Here is a 25,344-nt window from a genome sequence, read left to right as displayed (position 1 = left end):
GTAGGAGAAACCTACATGAGCAACGGACTTCGAAGGTGAATGCAAGATGCGATGTCGAATTAGCGGCAGAGCTAATCTTCGTGATCAAAAGGCTGATTATTAACAACATCTAAAAGGAGTGTTATTTAACATGACAATTATTTCTGACGTATACGCACGCGAAGTCTTGGACTCCCGTGGTAACCCAACGGTTGAAGTAGAAGTTTACCTTGAATCCGGCGCTAAAGGCCGCGCAATCGTACCTTCAGGTGCTTCCACAGGTGCTCACGAAGCGGTAGAGCTTCGCGATGGCGACAAAACCCGTTACATGGGTAAAGGCGTTCTTAAAGCTGTTGAGAACGTAAACGAAACAATCGCTCCAGAAATCATCGGTATGGACGCACTTGACCAAGTAGGTATCGACAAAGCGATGATCCAATTGGATGGAACGCCGAACAAAGGTAAATTGGGTGCGAACGCAATCCTAGCGGTATCCATGGCAGTAGCTCGCGCAGCAGCAGAAGCTTTGGACATTCCTCTTTATGTATACCTTGGTGGATTCAACGCTAAGACGCTTCCAGTACCAATGATGAACATCATCAACGGTGGTGAGCATGCAGACAACAACATCGACGTGCAAGAGTTCATGGTTCTTCCTGTTGGTGCTCCTAGCTTCAAAGAAGCTCTTCGCACAGGTGCAGAAATCTTCCACAACTTGAAAGCTGTATTGCAAGCAAAAGGCCTTAACACAGCTGTAGGTGACGAGGGTGGTTTCGCTCCGAACTTGTCTTCCAACGAAGAAGCAATCACTACAATCATCGAAGCGATCGAAAAAGCTGGTTACAAACCAGGCGTAGACGTATTCCTTGGTATGGACGTAGCTTCCACGGAGTTCTACAAAGATGGTAAATACACACTTGCAGGTGAAGGTAAATCCTACACATCCGCTGAGTATGTTGACCTTCTTGCTTCATGGGTTGAGAAGTACCCAATCATCACGATCGAAGACGGTATGTCCGAAGACGATTGGGAAGGTTGGAAATTGCTTACTGAGAAATTGGGCAACAAAGTTCAATTGGTTGGTGACGACTTGTTCGTTACGAACACAGAGCGTCTTGGCATGGGTATCGAAAAAGGAATCGGTAACTCCATCTTGGTAAAAGTGAACCAAATCGGTACACTTACTGAAACTTTCGATGCAATCGAAATGGCTAAACGTGCTGGTTACACAGCAGTTATCTCCCACCGTTCCGGTGAATCCGAAGATAGCACAATCGCAGACATCGCTGTTGCGACAAACGCTGGTCAAATCAAAACAGGTGCTCCTTCCCGTACAGACCGTGTTGCAAAATACAACCAATTGCTTCGCATCGAAGACGAATTGGCTGATTTGGCTCAATACGGCGGTTTGAAAGCATTCTACAACTTGAAAAAATAATTGATCTTCTATCAAAAGGGTTAGCCAGGTGACTGGTTAGCCCTTTTTGTATGCAGAATTGGCTTGTAATGGCTTCATACAGGCAATGATTGGGATTGACCTTGTAATTCGAATGTGTTAATGATACAATAAGAATACTGTTCTTTAATGATGTAACCTAACGTTTTACACATAACTTATCATTTTGATGTGAAGCTATTCTTACAGGAGGTGGAACTATGGAAACTTTGTTCACAATTTTACTCGTCATTTTTTCGTTAGGCTTGATTGCTGTCGTTCTTCTACAGAAAGGGAAGAGCGCGGGGCTATCGGGTGCCATCTCCGGTGGAGCGGAACATCTTTTTGGTAAACAAAAAGCACGCGGCTTGGATTTGTTCTTGCAGCGTTTGACGGTCGGACTTGCAGTAGGATTCTTCGTTCTTGCAATGGTCGTTGCTTATTTGGTTAAAGCTTAATTGAATATGAGAACAAGCGGGAGATGATTTCTCCTGCTTTTTTTATTTTATACAGGTATAAGGTTCTTTTTTAGGATTACGGATGTCTAAGCGACATTTCGTGTATACTGAGTATATATACATAGCAACACGAATCGATGGGATTGATTTGAGGTGATTTCTTGTTAACTGAACAAGATGTATTAGATTTTATGCAAGAGACGGCATATAAGCCGATGACGTATCAGGAGATGGAGCAGCATTTTGGAATTGAGGATGCGCAGGAATTCAAGGCATTTCTGAAGCTGCTGATCCAGATGGAGCAGGAAGGGAAAATCATTCGCACGCGTTCTGAACGGTACGGTATTCCGGAGCGAATGAATCTCCTGCGCGGCCGGTTACAGGCCCATGCGAAGGGATTCGCATTCCTTATTCCAGATGATAGAGAACATCCGGATGTGTACATTCACGCGAACGATTTGAAGAGTGCGATGAATGGAGATATCGTCCTTGTACGTGTAACAACGAAGGGTGCGGCCGGTGGGAAATTAGAAGGTGAAGTCGCGCGTATCGTCAGTCGTGCGGTAACGCAAGTCGTGGGTACATTCCAGAATCATGAGACATATGGGTTTGTCATCCCGGATGACAAGCGGATTAATCGTGATATTTTCATACCGAAAGATGCATTCCAAGGTGCAGTGACGGGTCAGAAGGTTGTTGCGAAGATTGTTAATTACCCGGAAGGCCGTGCGGCAGCGGAAGGGGAAGTTGTGGAGGTTCTGGGCCATAAAGATGACCCAGGCGTCGATATTCTCTCGATTATTCGCAAACATCAATTGCCTGAAGCGTTCCCTGAAGAAGTTATGGAAGAGGCAGCTTCGGCACCGGATTCGATTACAGACGAAGAGATTGTTGAGCAAGGTCGACGGGATCTTCGGGATAAGCGCATTGTAACGATAGACGGAGAAGATGCGAAGGATTTGGATGATGCGGTAAATGTGGAACGTCTTCCTAACGGGAATTACAAGCTTGGTGTTCATATCGCGGATGTAGGTTACTATGTCCCAGAACGATCGAAGCTGGATCAAGAAGCTTATGCGCGTGGATGCAGTGTGTATTTGGTGGATCGGGTTATTCCGATGCTGCCGCATCGTCTGTCGAACGGGATCTGCAGCTTGAATCCGCAGGTGGATCGCTTAACGCTATCCTGTGAGATGGAATTCGATGAGCACATGAAAGTTGTGAACCATGATATCTTCACGAGTGTGATCAAGACGAAAGAACGGATGACGTATACGAATGTACGTAAAATTCTAACGGAACCCGAAGAACATCCGGAACTCATGGAACGCTATCAGGACTTGGTGCCGGACTTTCAGCTGATGCGTGAGTTAGCAGAACGGCTGCGTAAGCACCGGATGCGGCGCGGCGCGATTGATTTTGATTTCCAAGAATCAAAGGTCATTGTCGATGAGAATGGCAAACCGACTGATATTATCAAAAGAGAGCGCTCAATCGCCGAGATGATCATTGAAGAGTTCATGCTCGCGGCCAATGAGACGGTGGCTGAGCATTTCCACTGGTTGCGTGTTCCTTTCTTGTACCGAATCCATGAAGACCCAGATTCTGAGAAGCTGATGACATTCATGCAATTCGCGGCGAATTTCGGTTATGCGGTGCGGGGGAAAGGTAATTCCGTGCATCCTCGGGCACTCCAGACATTACTCGAACAGATTCAAGGGACGAAGGAGCAGACCGTCATCAGCACGATGATGCTGCGTTCGATGAAGCAGGCGAAATATGATTCGGAAAGCTTAGGTCATTTTGGCTTGGCTGCTGAATTCTACTCGCATTTCACTTCACCGATCCGTCGTTATCCAGATTTGGTGATCCATCGTATTATTCGCGAGGTAGCAGAGAATGGCGGAGCGCTCACTGAACAGCGTCATGAATACCTCGCTTCTCGGATGAAGGAAATTGCACAGCAATCTTCGGAGCGTGAACGCGTAGCTGTGGATGCTGAACGTGATACAGAGCAGCTCAAGAAAGCGGAGTTCATGCTTGATAAGGTCGGCGAAGAATTCGAAGGCATGGTCAGCAGCGTGACGAGCTTCGGGATTTTCGTGGAGCTTGATAACACGGTGGAAGGTTTGATTCGTCTAAGCGATATGACGGATGACTACTACCATTTCCATGAGCAGCATATGGCGCTGATCGGTGAACGTACATCGAAGGTGTACCGGATTGGCGATGAAGTGAAGATTCGCGTTGCGCGTGTGAATATGGACGATCATACGATTGATTTTGAGATGCTGGATACGAAGTCGCGCGGCGGTCAGTTGAATCTGATTGGCGGAGGCTTTGGTGAACGCGGTGGACGCGGCGGCAAGGGCAAGAGCAAAGGGTTCGGGCAAGGCGGCTTTGGTTCACGCGGCAAAGGCGATCGTGGCGGTAAACCCGGCAGCGGCAAATCAGAGCGATCCGGAGCAGGGAAACCGAGTTCGGATGCATCTCGCAGCGGCACGGCAGGAGCCAGCAGAGGTGGGAAATCTAGCCCGTTCAAACCAGATAGTCCGGGGAAAAAGGGTGGAAAGTTCGGTAAGTTCGAGTCGCGGGATCGTACGCGTGGAGACCGTGGTGAATCGAAGAACCCATCATCGGAGCAAGGCAAAAAATTTGGCTTTGGTTCGGGTAAAGGCGGCTATGGTGCGCCGACACCATCGGAGCCCGGGTCAGAACCAAGCAGTACCGGATTTGGCCTTGGTGAAGGCCGGAGTAAACCGCGCAAGAATACGTCAGAGAGCGGTATTTTTGTAGGTGAAGGCCAGGGCGCATCGAAGCGACGCGGAAAGTCGAAGAACGGTACGGCTTCGTTCGTTCGGAAGAAGCGGAAATAAGGGGCAACATAAACAAGGAGTCTGCGGATCGCGCAGGCTCCTTTTGAATTTCGGATCGTAATATCGCGGACGATGGGGCTAGCGCGCTTTGGCAACGATGCCGTTATGCACTTTGATGGTGCCGTGTCTCAGGATGTCAAAGCCGTTCTCGTACACATAGAGCCCCATCTGACGGATGTCCATGAGTTCGCGGTACGTATGGTTCATGATATCTTCCATGACGGTGTAGAAGAGACGCGTCTTGAAATGTTTCTTCGGTGTCGTCAGAATGGCGTATCCACCAGGTTTCAGGAACTTGCGATGCCAATTCATAACTTCAGGCTTATGCTCATCTGGGAAATGCTCGAGCAGACCGACACTAATGACGATATCGAATTCCGGGCCGAACGTGAGGTTGCGTATATCATCAACGATATAATGGAGATTCATTTGGTCCTTGTACCATACCTTGGGATGTCTCGTGGAAGGGTGAGATCCTAGGAAGGGATAGGATTCTGGGAATTGCCCGAATCGATCGGTTCGGCAGAATTCGTCATAGTCGACGAGGACGACTTCTCCGCCAGGATACATGGAATACAGCTGCATGGCTTCGTATCCTTCCGCAGCTCCTAGAAACAGAATACGTGGTCGTGTGACATCGAGTCCGTGGAATAGCGCTCTTTTGCCTCGAGGGTCCCACACGCCGTCGGTGACACGATGTGCGATATTCCAGACGCTGAGCTGGGCGAGATCGCTCAGAGCTGTTCGGACTTCGCTAGGATGGAAGCGGCTGAGTGATTTCCATAAGGATGCCCTTGTGGCTTGCAGCTCCTTCGGGACATCTTTTTCGAATAGGGTATGAAATGACTGGTTGAAGAGCTGCCAGGAGGTACGGATCGGCATCGTCTGTTCATGCTGCTGTTCCCAATCTCGGCGGGCTTCCGACATGTTCTTCACTTGGAAAGGGCGGCCGATGTCCTTCCAACGAAGTTGGGACCAGTCATAGACGGCCTTGGCATTGATAAATCGATCGAGGTGGACATTGTCGGGGTTACGAAGATCTATCCGGAAATTGGCGAGCTTGTGCGTCGTATTGAAGTCTGCTTCGCTGTAAGGGTAGTGCGGCATTTGTTCTTCATGAAGTGAGTCGCTAGGAGCAGGAGAGTGCATAGTGATCTGGGGTTCATGCTTCTCTTGCATGCGTTGTTCCTCCTTCGTTCAAGGCTATTACCGTATCATATGAATCGTAGCTTCTAACCAACCATCTGACAAGGCGGTTCGATGTAAATATTTTTCTGTAGAGAGTAAATTCAATTGCATTAGCGGTTCTGAGCGTGCCTTTTTCCTTGATTTGACGCTGCGGGGTTTGCTACAATAGAGGTCTATAGCATCGGGCGGATGGACGCTCGAAAGGAGTGATTATCATGGGTAAAAAGAGTGATGGCAAAGTGCTCGCCCAGAATAAGAAGGCATCCCATGATTATTTTATTGAAGATACGTATGAAGCGGGTCTGGTGCTGACCGGGACGGAGATCAAATCCTTACGTACAGGAAGAGCGAACATCGGTGATGCGTTTGCGACGATTCGTAACGGGGAAATCTTCATTCACAATATGCATATTAGTCCGTTCGAACAAGGGAATCGGTTTAATCCGACAGATCCAACGCGTACGCGTAAGCTGCTCTTGCACCGTGTTCAGATTCATAAGCTGTTGGGACAGACGAAGACCGAAGGATATACGATTGTTCCTCTGAAAATCTACGTTCGCAATGGTTATGCCAAATTGCTGATTGGCTTAGGTCGAGGGAAGAAACAATACGACAAACGTGAATCTGCTGCGAAGCGGGATGCACAACGCGATATTCAGCGTATTCTTCGTGAGAAGCAGAAAGTGGCTAGATAATCTTGCCTTGGATAAACCTAGTGAGATGATGAACATTTTGGTGTTCCTTTACTTTTGAGGGTCCAAGGCCGTATAATGAGAATGTAATCGTGAGTGACCGACATATTCACGATGACTATCTACCATGCTCGATTGAAGTCGGTGGACTTCAGAATTATCACTGGTCCAGATCGAATATTAGTTGGTTCGATCGGCGCATTCCCTTTATAGAAACAGTGGTCCTTACGAGGACGCAGACGTTTCTACATTCATGGGGGCGTTCTTGGATTCGACGGGGGTAGTTCGGGCATGAGTAGCGGGTAGTGGGGACGCGACCGCTTCATCAACGCTAAAGCCTATTAAACGGCAAACAACAAAACAACTTCGCATTAGCAGCTTAATAACCTGTTAGCGAGCTTCGCCTCTGCATCGCCCATGTGCCGAGACCGGGGCCCAACTTTAGTGGGATACGCTGTCACATCTCTGCCTGGGGTGTGCTGAAGAAGACAATCAGGCTGACCCAAAGTATAGCCGGTTACGGGGCGATACTCGGGTGACATCAAAACTGTAACTACACCCGTAGAAGCTTATGTTGCGTTATCTTCGGACAGGGGTTCGATTCCCCTCGCCTCCACCAACATGAAAAAGGACACCTCAGAGGTGTCCTTTTTGCATTGGTGGAGTCTCGGGGGGGCGAACCCTGGGTTCAGTCCGCGCGCAGGGAACGAAGTGGACGAGTACGGCGTTTATATCCAACCTCTAATATCGTCGACGGAGGGTAAGCATCGTGAGCAAGTAAGATGGAGATATGAACATTCCCTATAGCCTCTACACCCAGACCGCATGAGGTCTGGGTGTTCTTTTTTGTGTGGAGACGAGACAGGGAGCGCCCCTGTCAGGGGTTCAGCCCGCGCAGACTGGAGCGAAGAGAAGGGAGCACGGCGTTTATATCCCACCTCTAATATCGTCGGCAGAGGATAAGCATCGTGAGCAAGTAAGATGGAGATATGAACATTCCCCTCGCCTCCATCATGAAAAGGCCGACCTCACGCGGTTGGGCTTTTGTCTATGCAATGAAAATATTATTTTGCGTTCTTATCTGGCTGATGAATACCAAAAATATTTCCTTCAGTGTCAATGTAATACCCTTGCCATGCCATTCCAGGGAGTGCATACTTTGGTAATGCGAGCTTGCCTCCAAGATTAAGAATCTTAGTTTCAGTAGAATCGTAGTCTTCTACTCCCATAGTACATGCATAACCATTCATAGCCTGTCCAGGTTGGGGGGAAGCACCTTGACGTTGCATCAAAGCCCCGTTGATTCCGGGTTCATTTGCATCGCCTGTCACAGCTCCCAAATAAGGCATTCCAGCATAATCACTCCAATCCTCAAATGTCCATCCAAATACCTCTCCATAAAATTTCTTAGCACGTTCCATGTCATCTACATGAATTTCGAAATGAACTATTCTGCCCATGATTTCCTCCTATGATTTGACTTCCTTATCTCTTTCTTTTATTATGTTCTCCTTTCCTACTTGATTTATAAAAAAATATTGTAAATTTTTCATGTTCATCAGCAACCTTAGGTACATCAAATCTGTGACTACACCCGTAGAAGCTTATGTTGCGTTATCTTCGGACAGGGGTTCAGTCCGCGCGCAGGGAGCGAATGAGATGCTTCGGATGGGTAGCGTCGCGAACGAGCACAGCGTTTATATCCAACCTCTAATATCGTCGGGGGAGGATGGGCATCGTGAGCAAGTAAGATGGAGATATGAACATTCCCCTCGCCTCCACCATGAAAGGCCCGACCTCACGCGGTCGGGCTTTTGATTTGCTCGGAATTGTAGACGGATTGTAGACATCAGAGAAATAGAAGTCTATTTTTTGATTATCCTGTAGACGAAAAGTCTACAAGTTATAGAAGGTTGTGCTCCCAAGCGATATTTTTACAAATTACTGCAACTCTTTGACATGTAAATTTACAGTTCATCTATATACTTAAATCGATATCATAATGTATTCGAAGGGGATTATAACTACATGAACAGCAAGCTGAAGTCTTTAATTTGTACCTCATTCGCCTTTTTCATGTTCGCACAGAGTATGGCGACGGTGTCTGCAACAGAGAACACACCTTCCACCAATTCAACAGGAAGATGGATGTCTGGTGAGTACCATACCCACACCATACAATCGGCAGATGCATCCGAATCTTTTATGAAATTGGAAAATGTACTCGACGCTGCGTTTCGAGAGGATCTTGACAATAAGCCTGTAGAAACAGTCACATCACTGACGTACGGCAATCCCTTTGATTTCATCGTGCTATCTGATCATCTGCGCGATTCACCGCGAGATCCAGATGGTAACAGTAAGCCTACTGCACGTTGGGAAGCGATTAAAGAACAGCAGGACAAGCTTGCAGCGCTCCAATCTACTGGAAAATACGTAGGTAAATTCATTTATTCTGGCTTCGAATGGGACATGATGGGTTTGGATCATGGTTCTGTTGGTATTATTGATTCCAAAAGTAATGAAGTACCCATCGATGCTATTCATCAATTCGAATGGTTGTACAGCTACGATACAACTCCAGGTATGTTTCATTCAAATGAGGATGCTCTTTGGGGACCGAGACTTGATAAGAATACGTTGAAACTCGATAAAAATAAAACATTTGAAGCCATTGAATGGCTGAAAACGAATTACCCGGAGAGTTATGTATTGCTTAACCATCCGTCTAGACATAACGGCAGTAGTACGGGTGTTGTCACTATCGAAGACATTCGTAAGATGAATGATATTGCTCCTGAAATTGTGTTTGGCATGGAAGGGTTGCCGGGTAACCAAATGGCAGCCGGTGGGAATAGATCGGAATTAGCTGACGTATACGGCGGAGCTGATGTCATGGTCGCAAAGGTCGGCGGAATGTGGGATGCCATGCTTGGTGAAGGTCGCCACTTCTGGAACTTCACAAATTCCGACTTTCATTTTAAGGTGAGCAGCAATCGGAGTTATTCAAGCGGTTACTGGCCTAGCGAGTACTCGCGAAACAATACTTGGGTCGAGGGTAATACCTTCAAAGATATTGTTGAGGGTATGCGTTCAGGTAAATCTTATGCGGTTTATGGCGATCTCATCAATGCGCTTGACTTCAAAGCCACTGGAAATGGCGCTCAAGCTGAAATGGGCGAGAACCTACAGGTAACCGAAGGGGATCTTACAACAATCAGCATTCGCTTTAAGAGCCCAGAGCACAACAATTACGCACCAATCAGCCCGCATAATACCTCAGTCACTAACGATACCAAAGTAGATCATGTCGATCTAATCTCTGGAGAAGTGACTGGTAAGCTCGATGAAAGCCAATATGCCAGCAATACAACCAATGCCACGACGAAAGTCATTAAACGCTTTACCCAAGACGATTGGGGACAACCCGATGCCGAAGGCTATTATACTGTCTCTTATAAGGTGCCTGCGGATACAAACCGTTATTATCGTTTGCGCGGTACGAATCTGGGTACAGACGTAGCAGGCTTTACAGCTAGCGGAGAGCCTTTACAAGATCAATCATTTGATAGGGGTAGTGACACGCCGGAGCAGAACGAGGAACGCTTCAATAATATTAATGACCGTAACTATACAGGATTGTGGTTTTATTCCAACCCGATCTTTGTTGATGTCACCGCACTCAGTGATGAGCAGGCAGTTAACGATACGATTACTAGTGTAACTTCAACACTTGGAGATACGAGTGCGATTACCACTAACATTCCCCTTCCTTCTGAAGGATTGTATGGTGCACAGATTGAATGGAAGAGCAGTAATACGAATGTCATTCGCATCGACAACAACACCGCGGTTGTCACACGTCCATCCTCTGACATGGGGGATATGAGTATCACACTAACTGCAACGATCTCTCGCGGGGATCACAGCGTAGATAAACCGTACACCTTTATCGTTAGAGCCAACCCTTCTAACAACTCGTCAGGAAATATCTCGTCATCAGGCAATACTTCGCCAGGCAACAACTCTAGCAAGCCGAATGCGTCTGTCTCAGGTGGTGGAGGAACAGTTACTGCTGATTCGAATGGCAATATTACAATAACACCTGATAAAGGTTACCAGGTTAAAGATGTTACGATCAATGGGATATCTAAGGGAGCACTCACTCAATTGACAGGTATGAAATCTTCTGATCAAGTTGTTGTGACTTTCGAGAAGCTTCCGGAGCAACCTCAGAAGCCAACTGAGCCTGCTAAACCTGTTGTTACTTTTAGTGATGTTTCGAATCACTGGGCGGTTTCATCCATTAACTATGTTGTGGAGCATGGATTGTTCACGGGTACCGTGCTAAATACGTTTAGCCCGAACCAAACTATGACTCGTGGTATGCTGGTCACGGTTATGCACCGTTTAGCTGGTAAACCAGAAGTAGGGTCAAGTCACTTCAAAGATGTTAATACGAATGCCTATTACAGTGATGCGGTAGCTTGGGCAAGTCAGAATAACATTGTCCATGGGGTTGATAGTAGTCACTTTGCTCCAGATCAACCGATTACTCGTGAACAACTTGTACAGATGCTCTTCAATTATGCAAAAGCAAACCAATTGAATGTTAACGCTAGCCAGTCATTAGTCGCTTTCACAGATGCGAAGAAAATCTCAGCTTGGGCAGTTGATGCCATGAAGTGGTCCGTAAGCAACCAGTTACTTTCTGGTAAGGGTAATGGCATGCTGGATCCGACGGGTGCTGTATCACGTGCTGAAGTCGCAGCAATTATTAATCGTTTTATGACTACCTTTAAAATGTAATAATAAATACCATTTTCAAATGGACAAAAGTGCACCTTCCAGAAAATTCATTTGGTAAAGCCGACTTGGTTAATCGATGAATTCTAGGGGGTGCACTTTCTTTTTTTATGTAAATGGGACAACGGTATTGTTGAAGATTAGGGTACATAAATAAGCAACTAAGCGGTTTTTACGGCTTCCTGATACGTGTTCAGAACAAACGCTGTTTCTGCAGCCAGCGCGTGCCGATATTCAATCGGCTCGCGAATGTAGAGTATGTTGAACAACAAGTTGTAGCCTATGATGATATTATTACAGGCGATGGTCCTGACAGTGCCAAAGATTTCGGTACAGCATTTGTCAAAGCACTGGGCTAATTCCAAATTTAATTATAAATAACGTTTTGAGAAAAAGTCATCTGGAATATGCATCCGATGGGCTATTACAGAGGAAATGATCACCTTCATGGCTCCGTTTTCAGATAGTTATCAAACGATTGAAAAGTGTGGACATGGAACCCTCGGCGGCGAATTGTGGTATTGCATAGCCACGGTTCGCCTCCACCGACATGAAAAGGGACACCTCAGAGGTGTCCTTTTTGCGTTGGTGTAGACGAGACAGGGGATCGCCCCTGTCAGGGGTTCTGTCCGCGCGGCGGATAGTGATTACTTTCCGGCGATAAGATACGGGCTCAATCCCGTTGCAATCAGGCGATGCCCCCGATCATTGGGGTGAATAGGCGGAGATCCGCTTAACGCATCCTCAATTTTTCCGCTGCGATATCCATAGATAAGATTGGCCTGTCTACCTTCAAACCACATATGAGCAGGGGCTACTGTGGCATCATAACGACGAGCTGTGTCTTGTATGATACGATTAAATTGGCTGATCGACTCGCCTGCAAGAGAGCTGTTCGGAAATGGATTGTACTGCGTACAGCAAATGATTCGGGCACGGCTCCTTTTTTTGATCAGAGTGAGAAGTGAGCTTAAATTTCGACTATATTTGGTTGCAAGTTGTTTGGCAGGTATGGGGGATTGGCTTCTAAGGGAAGAAATCGCGGCATTCGCTAAATCTACTCCTCCGATCCATATAGAAACCACATCCGATTGATGAATCATGGAGGCGCCTCGCCATAACACTGCATCTAATAAATTTTTGCTGGTCCAACCAGACCGAGCTAGAACATACCCGGTAACCTTACGTGAGCGTGTGTTTAATGCAGATACTATCAATTGGGGATAAGCATTTACCTTGGAGGAGGCATCTTTCCCAAATGTAATAGAATCCCCAAGAGCCGTATAGATCATAGGCATATCACCAACCTAATGTTCAAATTTGTGCTTGTTTGTGTCGTGCATCATATAGATATAATAGTGTAATCATGTACAAGTTGTGTGGACATTAACAACGAATCCATCAATATGAGCGTTTGGAATACCTGCAACTCAAGTCAAATATGTCCTTATCCTGCTTGGTATGATGGAGTCGAAAGGAGGGAAGCTTCATGTACGAGTGGAACGAAATGGTTCAGCTCATGATCAGTTGGATCGATAATAACCTCACCTCGACTCCTACATTGTTGAAAATGTCCGAGCAACTGGGGTATTCACCTTATTACTGCACTAAGAAGTTTCATTCTTAACAGGATTGACATTGAGAGATTATATATGGATGAGGCGAATTAGTTGTGCAGCCCTTGACCTGAGGGATACGGATGCCCGTATTCTTGATATTGCTGTTAAGTATGGATTTTCCTCACAAGAGGCTTTTACCCGGGCATTCGTGAAAGCTTTTCATGTTACTCCGGCTGTATATCGAAGAGCACCGCGGCCTATTCCGTTGGCTATTCGTGTTGAAGTGTTCTCTCCTTATCATTTCAATGTGAAGGAGAGGGGCAAGATGGTTGAGGTTAATTTGCAAGAAGTAGAAATCAAAACTGAGCGTATACCTGCACACAAGTTTATCGGGATATGGGATATTTCTTCCCAGAATTACGGGGAATTCTGGAACAACGGACATAATTGCGATGAGATAAGCGGAACGCTGGATAGCATGTCCCATCTCTGTCTTCCCGGACAGTTGGGACAGACTGCAGGCTGGTTCTATCAGGATGGGCAGAAGGGATATCTCTATGGAATACCAGTGGCCGCCGAATATGACGGAGAGATTCCGGAAGGGATGGAATGTCGTGACATTCCGGAGTCCGATTGCTTGGTGTTTTTCTATCCACCCTTTGATTACTTAAGAGCTAATGGAGAGGTCATGAGCATTGTTGAGCAAAAGGCATGGAATTTTGATCCAACTGAGATGGGATTTGTCTGGGATGAAGGAACAAAGTATGATTACCAAAGACATTTCCCGGAGGGGTATGGTTATGCCGTGCTGCGTCCTGTGAAGAAAATATAGCGTTTCAAAAGTTTAAAGAGTTTAATACGGCCATTCCCTCGAGGGTGGCTGTCTTTTTATTTTTGGCATATTCCTCCTTACAGTCGAAAAACTCATTTGTCGGCGGAACATCAAAACCGTGACTACACCCGTACTCTCACGTATACTGGAGACTATATACTTATTGTTGAGTGGCCATATCGAGCACACAAAAAGACACTCAAGAGGGTGTTTTTTTGTGTTAGAAAAGAAGCTCTATTCTTTGTGTTAAGTAATAAAGATATTGGAATTATGGAATGGACTATGTGATTTTTTTATTTTCGTTCCCATCTTGAATACGTATATGCGAATACCAAATTCCTGACATTGTAGGCGCAGCAATTGATTCATTGCCTGTAGACGTTGTCCATCCCTTGTTGCTGTCAGACTCTACTTCATTTTTGGACCACTTGTAATCTATCTTATCTGTTGCACCAAGAGGATTTGTATAGCTTTCTACGTAAGTGGGTCTAAGCTGTACACAAAATCATCAGGACCAGTCCTAGCCTAAGGTCTAGCTTCAGATACCCCCTAAGACGGTTATGTCAGGCGAATAAGGCGGATATAATGGATTTATAACTCAGAGCGTGACTTATGAAGCCAAAGGAGTGTTTGAATATGAAGGCAATAGAAGCGACAGCAATGGCGCGGGCAGGTAAGGTGCGTTGGGTGCTTTTTAATCCAAAAACCTATGCAACGATCCTCTATTTATTGTTATCCCTCCCATTAGGGATTATCTATTTTACAGTAGCGATAACGGGACTTGCACTATCAATCAGTTTAACTCCAATATTTATCGGAATACCGCTGTTTTTTGGAGTAGCTAAGCTGTTGAATGGGATTGTGAATTTTGAACAAACCATGATTAGACAAATTTTAGGTTTACCTACTCCTCCTGTTTCGTTTACCTACAATCGACAGTCTGAAGCTGGGCAGAACTGGTTGATGCGAATGATGAGAGGTTTTGACGGGGGGCTATTCATTCGAAACCTGCTGCTCGTATTACTAAGATTTGTAACAGGCATTGTATTCTTTGTTATTATGGTAACGGTGATTTCACTAGGACTAGGATTTATTACTCTTCCAGTCGTGCATATCATTTTGATGAATGAAATGCAGCTTGATATTTTAGAGAATAGCTTGTTTAGTTATTTTCATATAGATTGGACCTATAATCAGCAATATCTGTTGTACGTAGGAGTTGGCCTTGTACTTTTTTGGGTCGCGCTTCGCGTCGTGAATGGGCTCATGCAAATTCAGCGAAGAATCATGTATGTGGATGAGCCATATCAGCAGTCGTCAGTACCAGTGGAAACACAAATACATCCGACGGTTCAGCCGCAATATTATGAGTACCAGGAGGATCAGCCTACTCAAGGGATGATGCCAGCCTATAGAGAGCTTTAAAAGCTCTCAGTCAAAACATCTAGTAAAGGGAGTTTTAACGTCTCCGGACTACTCCTTGGCAGATATTTATAAAACGTTTATATCTGGAGCTGGCTTCAGCATAAATCAAGCACAGTCTCTGAAAGAAGAAATTATTAGAACAAATTTCTTTGAGGCTGTCCAGACAATTCAACTTGAATAGAACGGGCTATGGAATTCGCCACCACCAACATGAAAGGGACACCTCAGAGGTGTTCTTTTTGCATTTTATGGCGTGAAATTATACTGATTGTAGACATGAGATGATCGGAATCAAGATTTACATCCCCATGCTTCAAGGTTAAGAAACTTTAAGAATTATATAGTCAATCTATTAAGCTTCTTCCTGTAGTATTGATTTCTGTAATCTACAGAAACAAAGGAGGAAATGGAGCTTGGAGGCAAGTAGCAATATAAAAAAAGGATTCCTGATTGCAACCGTTATTTTACTTTTAGTTCCTGCTCTGCTTATTTTGAAAGGATATTGGGATGGAGCTTTTAGTTCTGTTATAGCATTTGAAAGATACATCGGGCAGATGGGTTGGTGGGGTCCCATTATGCTGACACTCTTTCAAGCATTTCAAGTGGTCATTCCCATCCTTCCAGGGATGTTAGGATGCGCTGTTGGAGGGGTAGTGTATGGACCTGTCGGAGGATTCATTTGTAATTTTATTGGAATTAGTGCGGGATCTATTGCCGCTTTTTGGCTTGCTCGAAAATACGGCGTTAAACTTGTAAAGAGTATCATTAAAGAAGAAAAATATGAGAAGTACGCAGGTTGGATCAGCAACAAAAAAAGTTATTCACTTGTGCTATGGCTCATGATCTTGTTGCCTTTTGCACCGGATGACTTTTTTTGCTATTTTTCGGGTTTGACCAAGATGAGTAAAAAAAAATTCACATGGATTATCATTACTGCGAAGCCTTGGTGTATTTTACTGTATAGCATATTGTTCGGCGCTTTCTCTTTGAATGGAGGAGGAGCATATGATTGGATATTTAACTACGCACGGTGATCTGCCTTATCCTTTCCAGAGTTTGTGATATGATTGGTAGAAAAATTGCCAGCACTAGAACAAGGACGAGCTCGGAGTAGTGCTTTGGCATTCAGATTGATTCGTTTAAGGAAAGAAAATTATTTGCAAGAGAGAAAGGTAATTACCATGGATCAAAAAAACATTTTAATCGTTGACGATCACCCGGAAATCCGTGAAATACTCAGAGTTTTATTAAAAAGTGAAGGATACCATGTCATCGAGGCAGTGAATGGAACAGAAGCTTTGGAACTGCTGGATCAATCGATTGACCTCGTTATTTTGGACATTATGATGCCGGGGATATCGGGATTAAAAACCTGTGAGAAGATCAGAGAAGACTATAATGTTCCTATTCTTTTTCTGACCGCCAAAACACAGGACTCTGATAAATCGATGGGACTTCTGATGGGTGGAGATGATTACCTAGCGAAACCCTTTTCCCATTTTGAATTGACAGCAAGGGTAAAGGCATTGCTTCGCAGGTATCATGTATATAAGGGAAAAGATACAGTCGAAAGCGATCCTTATATAAGTATGGATAACATGAAAATCAACAAGGACTTTAACGAGGTTTTTCTTCATGGAGAAGACATAAATCTGACCGAAATCGAGTATCAGATCCTAAGGCTGATGGCAAGTTACCCCAGAAAGATTTTTTCAACACAAATGTTATACGAATCCGTATGGAACGAGCCTTATTTCTACACTTCGAACGGAACGGTGATGGTACATATCCGCAAGCTGCGCCTCAAGCTGGAAGACGACCCGCAAAACCCTAAGCGTATCGTTACCGTATGGGGAAAGGGGTATCGTATTGGATAAAAAAAGAACCTGGATTGGAAAACTGCATTTGGAACTCATCTTGGCAGCGACGGTTGCATTGGTGCTTGCTGCTGCATTTTTTGGTGTCATCCAATATGCCACAACCTCTATTCTTGATCATTATTTTGAAACATCAGATTACTTGGATAAAAGAACCAACCAGGCAGCTTCCGAGCTGCAAGATTATATTACGGAAAATAAGCTATCGGTTACAGCTACCGAAGAAATTCTGAAATGGGTTAAGGAACAAAAGGTCGTTTTTGTAGGAATATCTGTTGATAATCGAATTGTATTTAATTCTTCTCAGTACAACATGCCGGAGCATGAAAAATATGGCTTTGATGGAGATATGCCGTGGTTTAAAAAGTACACGATCACCTTTTCCGATACAGAAGCGACTGCCTATTTGATGGGTTTTTTTGATTACCGGACATATGTGAATTTGTTCTATACAGAGGTCGTCATGTCTGTTCTGTTGTTCATTGTTATTCTTACGCTGTTAATACGAAAAAAGCTAAATTATATTACCCTACTGGAGAAAGAAATCAAAATACTAGAGGGCGGGAATCTAAAGTATGCCATCACACTCCAAGGGAATGATGAACTGACGTCCTTGGCAAGCAGTCTGAATGATATGCGGGTAACGTTTATCAATCAAATTGAAACAGAGGAGAAGGCGCGTCTTGCCAACAAGGAGTTGATCACCGCTCTGTCTCATGATCTTCGTACACCACTAACAACACAGACGGGTTATTTAGAAATCCTGAAGGAAAAACATTGGTCAACCCAAGAGGAACACGATCGGTATGTGGAAAAATGTCTAGCCACCTGTGAGCAGATGAAGCAAATGTCAGACCGATTATTTGAATACTTTTTGGCATTTAAAAGTGATATGGATGAACCGGAAATGGAGTTAAAGGAATTTAAGGGGCTCGAACTGTTCATGCAGCTTATTTCTGAAAAAACACTCCTTATGGAAGAGCAAGGGTTTGCCTTTACGATTTCGGTATCTGAGACGGACTTTAAGATTAAGGTATGCATAAGTTCCTTATTACGGATTTTCGACAATATATTTTCTAACTTGATGAAATATGCGGATCGATCAGAAAATATACGAATATCCATAGAGGCCGATGAACACTACTACATGATTCAGTTTGATAATCAGATCTATGAGCAACGTGAAAAAATTGCTAGCACAAAAATAGGGTTGGAAAATATAAGGAAATTAATGGAACAGCAATCAGGTGAATTGATTGTACATGAGAGTGATACACGTTTTTCGTTGCAGCTTAAGTTCCCAATCGTTAATTAAAGCGACTTTTTTGGTGGTGTAACTAAAAGTTTACCCCCTAACTTTTTGGTTGATAGTGGATTTTGTCAGAATGTAATAGAGTTAATAATGTAGAGAAAATAATAATAGGGGGACATAGTAGATGAGATTAGCAAGGTGTTTTGAAAGCCTTTGCAGTGTTTGCTAGTAAATTGAATTCAACAGATAAAGGGAGGTTTTCATATGTTTAAGAAAAATAAAAAGATAAAGATTTCAGCTCTAATTGCGATATCCGTATTTGGCCTCATTATTTCAGGGTGCCAAGCAGAGAATAAAAAAGCAGCGCTAGATACTTCAGATATAACACTGATCACGAAAGTTCTTCCTTATGGAGAAGTTGGTTATGCATTGGTTGCTGATTTTGGAGATAAGGTGGATGCTTCTCAACTTAAACCTGAAGACTTTAAGGTAGCAGCAACGGTTGGCGATCAAACAGGGGATCGAAAAATAACGAAGGTTTATACCAATGATGAGGCGGCTGTATCCGAAACATCCAAAGAAGGGCAATATGTCGTTATTGAACTGGATCCAGAAGATAAACTTGCAAGTACATTCGGATTCGATGATGACAAGTTTTTGGATGTTCCAAAAGAAATCAGTTATACCGTAACGCAAACCGCTGACATCAAAACTAAAGGTGGCACAACTTATGAGAAAACCGATAAGGTTAAAAACTCAAAGGTAGTAACGCCAATTGTAGATGATTTTAAAAAAATAACGTATACAGATAAATCAGGAAGCACGATCGACTATCGATTCTTTGAACCTAAAAAAGAAGAGGGTAAAAAATATCCATTAGTCTTGTTCTTGCACGGGTCCGGTGAAAGAGGCAGCGACAATGAAATGCACTTAACTGGAAATCAAGGTGCAGTTGTATGGGCAGACCCGAAACAACAAGAGAAAAACCCTGCCTATGTATTAGCTCCACAAGCAAAAGCTGAAGAGGAATTAAATATGTATTGGGTAGAAGAGCCCAATTACACAACTGTTTTAGACCTGTTACATGAAACGATTGAAAAGTATGATATCGATAAAAATCGTATTTATGTTGTTGGAATGTCTAACGGTGGTATCGGTACTTGGAACATCATTGAGAAAAATCCGGATTTATTCGCAGCCGCGGTTCCAATCTGCGGGGTAGGCGATCTTAGAGGGATGGAAATTGGTAGGGAATATGAGCCTTTAAAGGATCCTGGAGCATTTAAGGATATCAAAGATATGCCAATTTGGATTTACCATGCCGAGGATGATCCATTAGTTGACGTTAAATATAGTAGAGATGCTGAGAAAGCAATCAAAGAATTAGGCGGAAAGAATGTGAAGTACACAGAATATGCTGAAGGAACGGTTCTTCCGATGGGGCACTTCTCTTGGGTTCCAGCATTACAAGATCAAGAAATGATCGATTGGTTATTTAGCCAGTCGAAATAGTTGAACCTTAACAAAAAGTCCCTTCTTGGGACTTTTTTGTGTTCAAATGTCCGTAATCTTCCTCATCGTGATATATTGAGGGAGTGCTTATAGGGTTGACTATTTCTTTTATAGACTGCAGCTTATGAACCAAATCGCATTAAACTTCGTACCGATTGTCATCATCGGGGCTGTTAATCATTGAATAAGTTGTAGGAGCAGCATTTGGATTGCATGATGCGGATATATGAATAAGCCAGCCTTATGAGGCTGGCTTATTTGCATTGAATTCTCTTCGGTAGGCCATAAAACGAGGGAGCGAAAGAGGGGCTGGAGGTCAGCTAAGAGGATAACGCCTCATTCGTAATGCCTTCGATATCAATCGGAGACCGTGTTCCTTCACGAACCAAATCGGGTAGAATATGCTGCAGGAAATAATCGACGCAATGAAGCTTGATTCCTTTGATTTTGATTAGCGCAGTACGGTACATCACGATAAATTCTTTCTCAGTATTTCCTCGCTGGAGCTCTGCAAAAGCTTCATAGACCTGATCCATTTTATCGGCGACCTCTAGGATGAGCCCTTCCAAGGAATCGTCTTTGCCTTCGCGCAGCTGTTTGCGGAAGATGGGTTTGAATTCATCCGGAATATGCTCTTCAATGAAATGTGCGACCATGCCTTCTTCGACTTGCTGCAGCATCGCTCGAAGCTCCAGGGAATGGTGCTTCACGGGAGTCTTGATATCGCCAATGAAAATTTCCCCGTAATCATGACTGCTCGTGATTTCATATAGCTTCTTCCAATCGACAGTGGCGCCGTTGCTTTCTTCAATATCTGCCAAGGTTTTGGCATATTGAACAACCTTCCAAGAATGCTCGGATACGCTATGCGCCTGAAACTTGAACTTACCCGGGCATCGAATAATTCGCTCTAAATCCGTTAGTGATTGGAAATACGTATGAATCCCCATATGGTGAGTTCCTTTCTTTGATGAATGAAGTGGGTGTTGCTTTATGAATAGTATATCTTCCATTTGTTAATGGATGATTAAGTTGAGCAGGGAATTTTTACAAGTCAAACTTTTTGAACCCGCTGTAACGTCAGTACTGTATCAAGAAGAGAACATCTCATCATCCTAAAAAAGAAAGCAGGAATCAACATGAACTTCAAAAAAATCCTTACAAGTACTATGGTTGCATCGCTCGTACTCAGCGGAACCGCTATGGCCGCAAGCAATAATAGCTTTAAGCTGCCAGCCAACATGCACAAGCTGGTGCAAAAACAAGTCGACGTGACTGGTGACAAAAAAGCGGACATCATCACACTTTATGGCCAGAAGGAGAAGGCAAGCGATATATATAATGACGAATTAATGCTTGTCATTCAAGATGGAAAGTCAAAGAAAATGACCTCTATTTCGCTCCATGATGGCGGGTATTCCCCACAGCTCCTAGTTCCGGATCTTACCAGTGATAAAGTAGCAGATATCATGGTTACTGCAGATGATGGTGGAAGCGGCGGTTATAAGACAAGCCATATTTACACTTTGAAGAACAACAAGCCTGTAGAACTTCCGCAGCCGGGACTTGCTAAAGGTAAGATCGGCGTGCAGGGAAATGCCTTCATTCAGCTGAAGCCAATCGTTCTGAACAAAAAAGGCGCCTACACATTGCAAGGGGTTGAGAGAGTTGGAACTACCGTTTCGGATACAATCGCTTACGTGACCTCCGATTGGAAGTGGAACCAGAGCAAATGGGAGCTGTTTAACGTCAAAATAGAGCAGCCTAAGAAAGAACCGAATTCGTCTCAGGATCAGGTGAAAAGCACGGTTTACAAAAATTCTGAAGCAAACTTCAGTGTAGAAATACCTTCCTCTTGGAATGGTAACTATAAGGTACGCGCTGAAAAGTCCGACAGCATGTTCCCTTCGGCCAAGCATGTCGTTTACTTTGACTACACAACGAAGGATAAAAAGGATTCCCAATCGCTAATTACCATCTCTGTCTTCGCACAGAACGATTGGAACAAGCTTTCGGATGATGACAAGAGCCAAATCGGAGGTACCCTTGCTGAGGCAAACGGTATGGTATATGTGTTAACAACGTCTCAATCTAACCCGTTTGACCCTCAATCAGCTGACGGCAAGAAGTTTGATCAAATGTTCAAAGATTTGAACGTGAAAAAAGGTTTTGCGATTCTGAAAAAATAGTCTGACGAACGGGCTACACGAAGAGGGCTGTCCAGTCATCGAAGATGACAGAAGACAGCCCTTTGTGTGCTTGGCAGCGAAGACTGTACATACAAGGCTGCCTAATCATCATATTCAAAATCGAATATTTTTCATTTGTACTCAATCTCTAATCGAATCGTATCGATTATATATTACAAAAAATGAAGTGAACGGAATGATAGGAACCCTACCATAAGGTTGGGTTTTTATTTTTACAAGAATACTTCCGTAAAATCATTGAATTACAGCGAGATTTACCTTCCATATTTGTCTATAGATTTGTTACTATGATACTAAGACGAATGGAAGTAATCTATAAGTGTTATAAATTAATTAATATTGTGGAGGGAATGTATTGAAAAACCAAAAATTTGGAGTTCCATTAGAAGGATTTGCTGAATTTAGCAGAAAAGTAGCCGCAGAAGGTGCTGTGTTGCTAAAGAATGATGGGAATTTTTTTCCCGTTAGGAGAAACGTTTCGATTTTTGGTAGAACCCAAGTGAACTATTATCGCAGCGGTACAGGTTCGGGCGGCAGTGTCCATGTTACCCATACAACCAATCTGTTAGACGGTATTCGGAGTAAAGAGAACATCACCGTCAATGAAGATCTAGCAGCGGTATATGAGACATGGATTGAGCAGAATCCATTCGATAATGGCGGAGGCGGTTGGGCGGCTGAGCCGTGGCACCAGAAGGAAATGCCTTTAACCGATGAACTGGTGAAGGAAGCCAGAAACAAATCCGACAAGGCGATCATTGTAATCGGACGTACAGCAGGAGAAGATCAGGATAACGCTGATGCGCCGGGAAGTTACCAGTTGACGGCAGAAGAAAAAGCAATGCTGCAGCGGGTGACCACACATTTTGAACAAACGGCTGTTGTACTCAACGTATCGAATATTATTGATATGAGCTGGATGAACGATGCCAGCTACGTGCACCCGATTTCATGCGTGATCTACGCGTGGCATGGCGGCATGGAAGGCGGCAATGCTATTGCAGACGTGCTGGCTGGAGACGTGACACCGAGCGGTAAATTAACGGATACGATTGCATTTTCGATCGACGATTATCCTTCAACTCGCAACTACGGCCATGAGCTAAGAAGCGTGTATGAAGAAGATATCTACGTCGGTTACCGTTTTTTCGAAACGTTTCTACCCAAAAAGGTCCAGTTTGAGTTTGGTTATGGCTTATCTTACACCGTATTTAGCATAACACCTGAGGAAGCTAAGCTGACAGTTAAAGAGGGGAAACAATACATTGAAATCGGCGTAACTGTACAAAATACGGGAGCCGAATTTGCAGGTAAAGAGGTCGTTCAAGTGTATTATGAAGCGCCGCAAGGGAAGCTGGGCCAACCGGCAAGAGTCTTGGCAGCATTCGTAAAGACGAAGGAGCTTCAGCCGGGCGAATCGCAGCGTCTTAACGTGAGTTTCCCTATTCATGCGATGGCTTCTTATGATGACGTCGGAGTGACAGGGCATCCTTCCGCCTATGTGTTGGAAGCCGGAACGTATCACCTGTACGTGGGGAATAGTGTCAAGAATGTCGTTGAAATCGACGTTGAAGGACAAAAAGGATACATCGTGGAGACCCTTCAAGTGGTAGAACAGCTTCAAGAGGCGATGGCGCCAACGGAAAGCTTTACGCGAATGAAACCGGGCACTCGGAATGAAGATGGTACCTATGAACTTACCTATGCAGAGGTGTCGACACGCAAGGTTTCGATGGCGGAACGGATCGAGCAGAATCTTCCTAAGACGCTGGAGCAGACGGGAAACCAAGGATATACGTTAAGAGACGTTTATGACCAGAAAGTGAGCATGGAAGCTTTCATTGCCCAGCTTAGCGATGAGGATCTTGCTGCCATCGTTAGAGGAGAAGGCATGAGCAGTCCGCTCGTCACACCGGGTACAGCTTCAGCCTTCGGGGGTGTAAGTGATCCATTATTGAGTTACGGCATTCCGGTTGCCTGTACGGCGGACGGTCCGTCTGGGATTCGGATGGATAGCGGTCAGAAGGCAACGCAAGTAGCCATTGGAACCTTACTTGCCGCAACATGGAACACCGAATTGGTCGAAGAGCTTTACGTCATGGAAGGCCAAGAATTATTAAGCAATAACATCGACGCCTTGCTTGGACCGGGATTAAATATTCGGCGCAGTCCGCTGAATGGGCGTAATTTTGAATATTTCTCGGAAGATCCGCTCATTTCCGGGATGTTCGCTGCAGCGTGCACACGCGGTATTATGAAAGGCGGCTCGAATGGCACGTTGAAGCATTTCGCCTGCAATAACCAGGAGAAGCACCGCAGCAAGGTAAATGCGGTCGTATCTGAACGCGCCCTCCGGGAGATTTATCTGAGAGGATTTGAAATCGCGGTCAAACAGGGCGGCGCAAATTCGATCATGACCTCCTACAATCCTATTAACGGGCATTGGGCTGCGTCGAATTATGATTTGAACACCACAATTCTGCGTGGAGAATGGGGATTCAAAGGCATCGTGATGACGGATTGGTGGGCGATCATGAATGATGTTGTTCATGGAGGGCCTGCGGATCGGAAACTTACGAATATGATGGTCCGTGCACAAAACGATCTATACATGGTTGTGGGTAACTACGGGGCGGAGACGAATATTTGGGGAGACAATACGATTGAATCCTTGGCTAACGGCTCCTTAACCCGCGGTGAGCTGCAGCGCTGTGCTACGAATATTTGTGAGTTCTTGATGCAAGCACCGGTGTTCTCCAGAGAGCAAGTGATTGAAGAAACAATCCTAACTTTCAAAGCGAATCCAACGCTTTCGTCGGAACAAGTGCAAGCATTATCCCACAATGCACAGGTTACAGTTTCTGCGACAGGGTCCACCTTGATGAAGGTTGAACAGGCTGGGGTATATCGGATCTTTGCTCATGTTATGTCACCGGATAACGAGTTGGCTCAGAGCGCATGTAACGTAACCTTGAACGATCAGACGGTGACGACGATTCAAACCAACGGTACAGAAGGCAGTTGGATCCAGTTGAAGCTGATGAAAATCGAACTGGAAGCAGGCGTATATGAATTGAAGTTTGATTTTGTCAAACCAGGCATGCAGATTGATTGGATCGAGTTTAAGCAAGTGTAATTGGAAAATGGCAGAAAACCCGACCTCTTGAGGTCGGGTTTTTTTGGCATTTTATAAGTGATTTACAAAAATTTTAATTAAAAATGTAGACAAACTCTTTATAATGA

Annotated in this window: 17 protein-coding genes, 1 other RNA gene and 1 pseudogene; 15 read left to right on the top strand and 4 right to left on the bottom strand. The window is 44.5% G+C overall.

Going from position 1 to position 25,344, the window contains the following annotated elements; all coding sequences use genetic code 11:
- Positions 1–130 precede the first annotated feature (130 nt).
- The 3 genes from eno to rnr all read left to right on the top strand — a co-directional run bounded on the left by eno (position 131) and on the right by rnr (position 4,748).
- Positions 131–1,417, top strand: coding sequence for a phosphopyruvate hydratase (gene eno / locus ACFQZR_RS25160; protein WP_379351109.1), 1,287 nt, complete (start codon positions 131–133; stop codon positions 1,415–1,417).
- A gap of 218 nt (positions 1,418–1,635) precedes the next feature.
- The gene (gene secG / locus ACFQZR_RS25155; protein WP_379351107.1) at positions 1,636–1,872 is read left to right on the top strand and encodes a preprotein translocase subunit SecG; all 237 of its coding nucleotides are present in this window, start codon (positions 1,636–1,638) and stop codon (positions 1,870–1,872) included.
- Positions 1,873–2,033: 161 nt separating this feature from the next.
- Entirely contained in the window at positions 2,034–4,748 is a 2,715-nt protein-coding gene (gene rnr / locus ACFQZR_RS25150) for a ribonuclease R (RefSeq protein ID WP_379351104.1), read from the top strand.
- 78 nt (positions 4,749–4,826) lie between these two features.
- Here rnr and ACFQZR_RS25145 read toward each other — a convergent pair whose 3' ends face one another.
- Positions 4,827–5,927 carry a class I SAM-dependent methyltransferase gene (locus ACFQZR_RS25145; protein ID WP_379351102.1) on the bottom strand — a complete coding sequence of 367 codons (1,101 nt, stop codon included), beginning with the start codon at positions 5,925–5,927 and terminating at the stop codon, positions 4,827–4,829.
- 224 nt (positions 5,928–6,151) lie between these two features.
- On the opposite strand from ACFQZR_RS25145, the gene smpB reads away from it, so the two are divergent.
- Both smpB and ssrA read left to right on the top strand, forming a co-directional pair.
- Positions 6,152–6,631, top strand: a complete 480-nt coding sequence (smpB, locus tag ACFQZR_RS25140) for an SsrA-binding protein SmpB (RefSeq protein ID WP_379351100.1) — start codon at positions 6,152–6,154, stop codon at positions 6,629–6,631.
- Positions 6,632–6,883: 252 nt separating this feature from the next.
- Positions 6,884–7,247, top strand: a transfer-messenger RNA (tmRNA) gene (gene ssrA, locus ACFQZR_RS25135).
- A gap of 445 nt (positions 7,248–7,692) precedes the next feature.
- Here the strand turns inward: ssrA and ACFQZR_RS25130 are convergent.
- Complete coding sequence (locus tag ACFQZR_RS25130; protein WP_379351097.1) at positions 7,693–8,088, bottom strand: VOC family protein; 396 nt, start codon at positions 8,086–8,088, stop codon at positions 7,693–7,695.
- A 568-nt stretch (positions 8,089–8,656) separates the two neighbouring features.
- Here ACFQZR_RS25130 and ACFQZR_RS25125 point away from each other — a divergent pair.
- Together ACFQZR_RS25125 and ACFQZR_RS25120 are read left to right on the top strand one after the other, a co-directional pair.
- On the top strand, positions 8,657–11,437 hold the full coding sequence (locus tag ACFQZR_RS25125; protein WP_379351095.1) for an S-layer homology domain-containing protein: 2,781 nt from the start codon (positions 8,657–8,659) through the stop codon (positions 11,435–11,437).
- A 221-nt stretch (positions 11,438–11,658) separates the two neighbouring features.
- On the top strand, positions 11,659–11,793 hold the full coding sequence (locus tag ACFQZR_RS25120; RefSeq protein ID WP_379351093.1) for a hypothetical protein: 135 nt from the start codon (positions 11,659–11,661) through the stop codon (positions 11,791–11,793).
- A 288-nt stretch (positions 11,794–12,081) separates the two neighbouring features.
- Here ACFQZR_RS25120 and ACFQZR_RS25115 read toward each other — a convergent pair whose 3' ends face one another.
- A complete protein-coding gene (locus tag ACFQZR_RS25115) occupies positions 12,082–12,726 on the bottom strand; it encodes an SGNH/GDSL hydrolase family protein (RefSeq protein ID WP_379351091.1) in 645 nt (214 codons plus the stop codon).
- Positions 12,727–12,923: 197 nt separating this feature from the next.
- Between ACFQZR_RS25115 and ACFQZR_RS25110 the strand changes: the two are divergent.
- The 6 genes and pseudogenes from ACFQZR_RS25110 to ACFQZR_RS25085 all read left to right on the top strand — a co-directional run bounded on the left by ACFQZR_RS25110 (position 12,924) and on the right by ACFQZR_RS25085 (position 19,891).
- Positions 12,924–13,825: pseudogene (locus ACFQZR_RS25110) on the top strand (helix-turn-helix domain-containing protein).
- A 636-nt stretch (positions 13,826–14,461) separates the two neighbouring features.
- Positions 14,462–15,250 carry a sensor domain-containing protein gene (locus tag ACFQZR_RS25105; protein ID WP_379351089.1) on the top strand — a complete coding sequence of 263 codons (789 nt, stop codon included), beginning with the start codon at positions 14,462–14,464 and terminating at the stop codon, positions 15,248–15,250.
- A gap of 413 nt (positions 15,251–15,663) precedes the next feature.
- A complete protein-coding gene (locus ACFQZR_RS25100; RefSeq protein ID WP_379351087.1) occupies positions 15,664–16,284 on the top strand; it encodes a TVP38/TMEM64 family protein in 621 nt (206 codons plus the stop codon).
- Positions 16,285–16,431: 147 nt separating this feature from the next.
- Positions 16,432–17,127, top strand: a complete 696-nt coding sequence (locus ACFQZR_RS25095) for a response regulator transcription factor (RefSeq protein WP_379351085.1) — start codon at positions 16,432–16,434, stop codon at positions 17,125–17,127.
- Positions 17,120–18,442: a HAMP domain-containing sensor histidine kinase gene (locus ACFQZR_RS25090; protein WP_379351083.1), complete on the top strand. Its 1,323-nt coding sequence runs from the start codon at positions 17,120–17,122 to the stop codon at positions 18,440–18,442. The genes ACFQZR_RS25095 and ACFQZR_RS25090 overlap by 8 nt, the downstream gene beginning before the upstream one ends.
- Positions 18,443–18,643: 201 nt before the next feature.
- Entirely contained in the window at positions 18,644–19,891 is a 1,248-nt protein-coding gene (locus ACFQZR_RS25085) for a prolyl oligopeptidase family serine peptidase (RefSeq protein WP_379351081.1), read from the top strand.
- A 320-nt stretch (positions 19,892–20,211) separates the two neighbouring features.
- Here the strand turns inward: ACFQZR_RS25085 and ACFQZR_RS25080 are convergent, their stop codons facing one another.
- The gene (locus ACFQZR_RS25080; RefSeq protein ID WP_379351079.1) at positions 20,212–20,841 is read right to left on the bottom strand and encodes an HD domain-containing protein; all 630 of its coding nucleotides are present in this window, start codon (positions 20,839–20,841) and stop codon (positions 20,212–20,214) included.
- A 189-nt stretch (positions 20,842–21,030) separates the two neighbouring features.
- Here ACFQZR_RS25080 and ACFQZR_RS25075 point away from each other — a divergent pair, with 189 nt between their 5' ends.
- Both ACFQZR_RS25075 and ACFQZR_RS25070 read left to right on the top strand, forming a co-directional pair.
- Complete coding sequence (locus ACFQZR_RS25075) at positions 21,031–22,080, top strand: hypothetical protein (RefSeq protein ID WP_379351077.1); 1,050 nt, start codon at positions 21,031–21,033, stop codon at positions 22,078–22,080.
- Positions 22,081–22,456: 376 nt separating this feature from the next.
- Complete coding sequence (locus tag ACFQZR_RS25070; protein ID WP_379351075.1) at positions 22,457–25,237, top strand: glycoside hydrolase family 3 C-terminal domain-containing protein; 2,781 nt, start codon at positions 22,457–22,459, stop codon at positions 25,235–25,237.
- Positions 25,238–25,344: the final 107 nt, after the last annotated feature.

The sequence above is a fragment of the Paenibacillus sp. GCM10027629 genome (assembly GCF_042676425.1).
Lineage (GTDB): Bacteria > Bacillota > Bacilli > Paenibacillales > Paenibacillaceae > Paenibacillus_K > Paenibacillus_K terrigena.
Note: the sequence above shows the minus strand (reverse complement) of the source record. Positions and strands in the feature narration are given on the sequence as shown.

Bases quoted from the DNA above. Each gene is read 5' to 3' on its own strand.
- eno (WP_379351109.1), top strand. From the start codon at position 131: ATGACAATTATTTCTGACGTATACGCACGCGAAGTCTTGGACTCCCGT.
- secG (WP_379351107.1), top strand. From the start codon at position 1,636: ATGGAAACTTTGTTCACAATTTTACTCGTCATTTTTTCGTTAGGCTTG.
- ACFQZR_RS25145 (WP_379351102.1), bottom strand. From the start codon at position 5,927: ATGCAAGAGAAGCATGAACCCCAGATCACTATGCACTCTCCTGCTCCT.
- smpB (WP_379351100.1), top strand. From the start codon at position 6,152: ATGGGTAAAAAGAGTGATGGCAAAGTGCTCGCCCAGAATAAGAAGGCA.
- ACFQZR_RS25130 (WP_379351097.1), bottom strand. From the start codon at position 8,088: ATGGGCAGAATAGTTCATTTCGAAATTCATGTAGATGACATGGAACGT.
- ACFQZR_RS25125 (WP_379351095.1), top strand. From the start codon at position 8,657: ATGAACAGCAAGCTGAAGTCTTTAATTTGTACCTCATTCGCCTTTTTC.
- ACFQZR_RS25115 (WP_379351091.1), bottom strand. From the start codon at position 12,726: ATGATCTATACGGCTCTTGGGGATTCTATTACATTTGGGAAAGATGCC.
- ACFQZR_RS25105 (WP_379351089.1), top strand. From the start codon at position 14,462: ATGAAGGCAATAGAAGCGACAGCAATGGCGCGGGCAGGTAAGGTGCGT.
- ACFQZR_RS25095 (WP_379351085.1), top strand. From the start codon at position 16,432: ATGGATCAAAAAAACATTTTAATCGTTGACGATCACCCGGAAATCCGT.
- ACFQZR_RS25085 (WP_379351081.1), top strand. From the start codon at position 18,644: ATGTTTAAGAAAAATAAAAAGATAAAGATTTCAGCTCTAATTGCGATA.
- ACFQZR_RS25080 (WP_379351079.1), bottom strand. From the start codon at position 20,841: ATGGGGATTCATACGTATTTCCAATCACTAACGGATTTAGAGCGAATT.
- ACFQZR_RS25075 (WP_379351077.1), top strand. From the start codon at position 21,031: ATGAACTTCAAAAAAATCCTTACAAGTACTATGGTTGCATCGCTCGTA.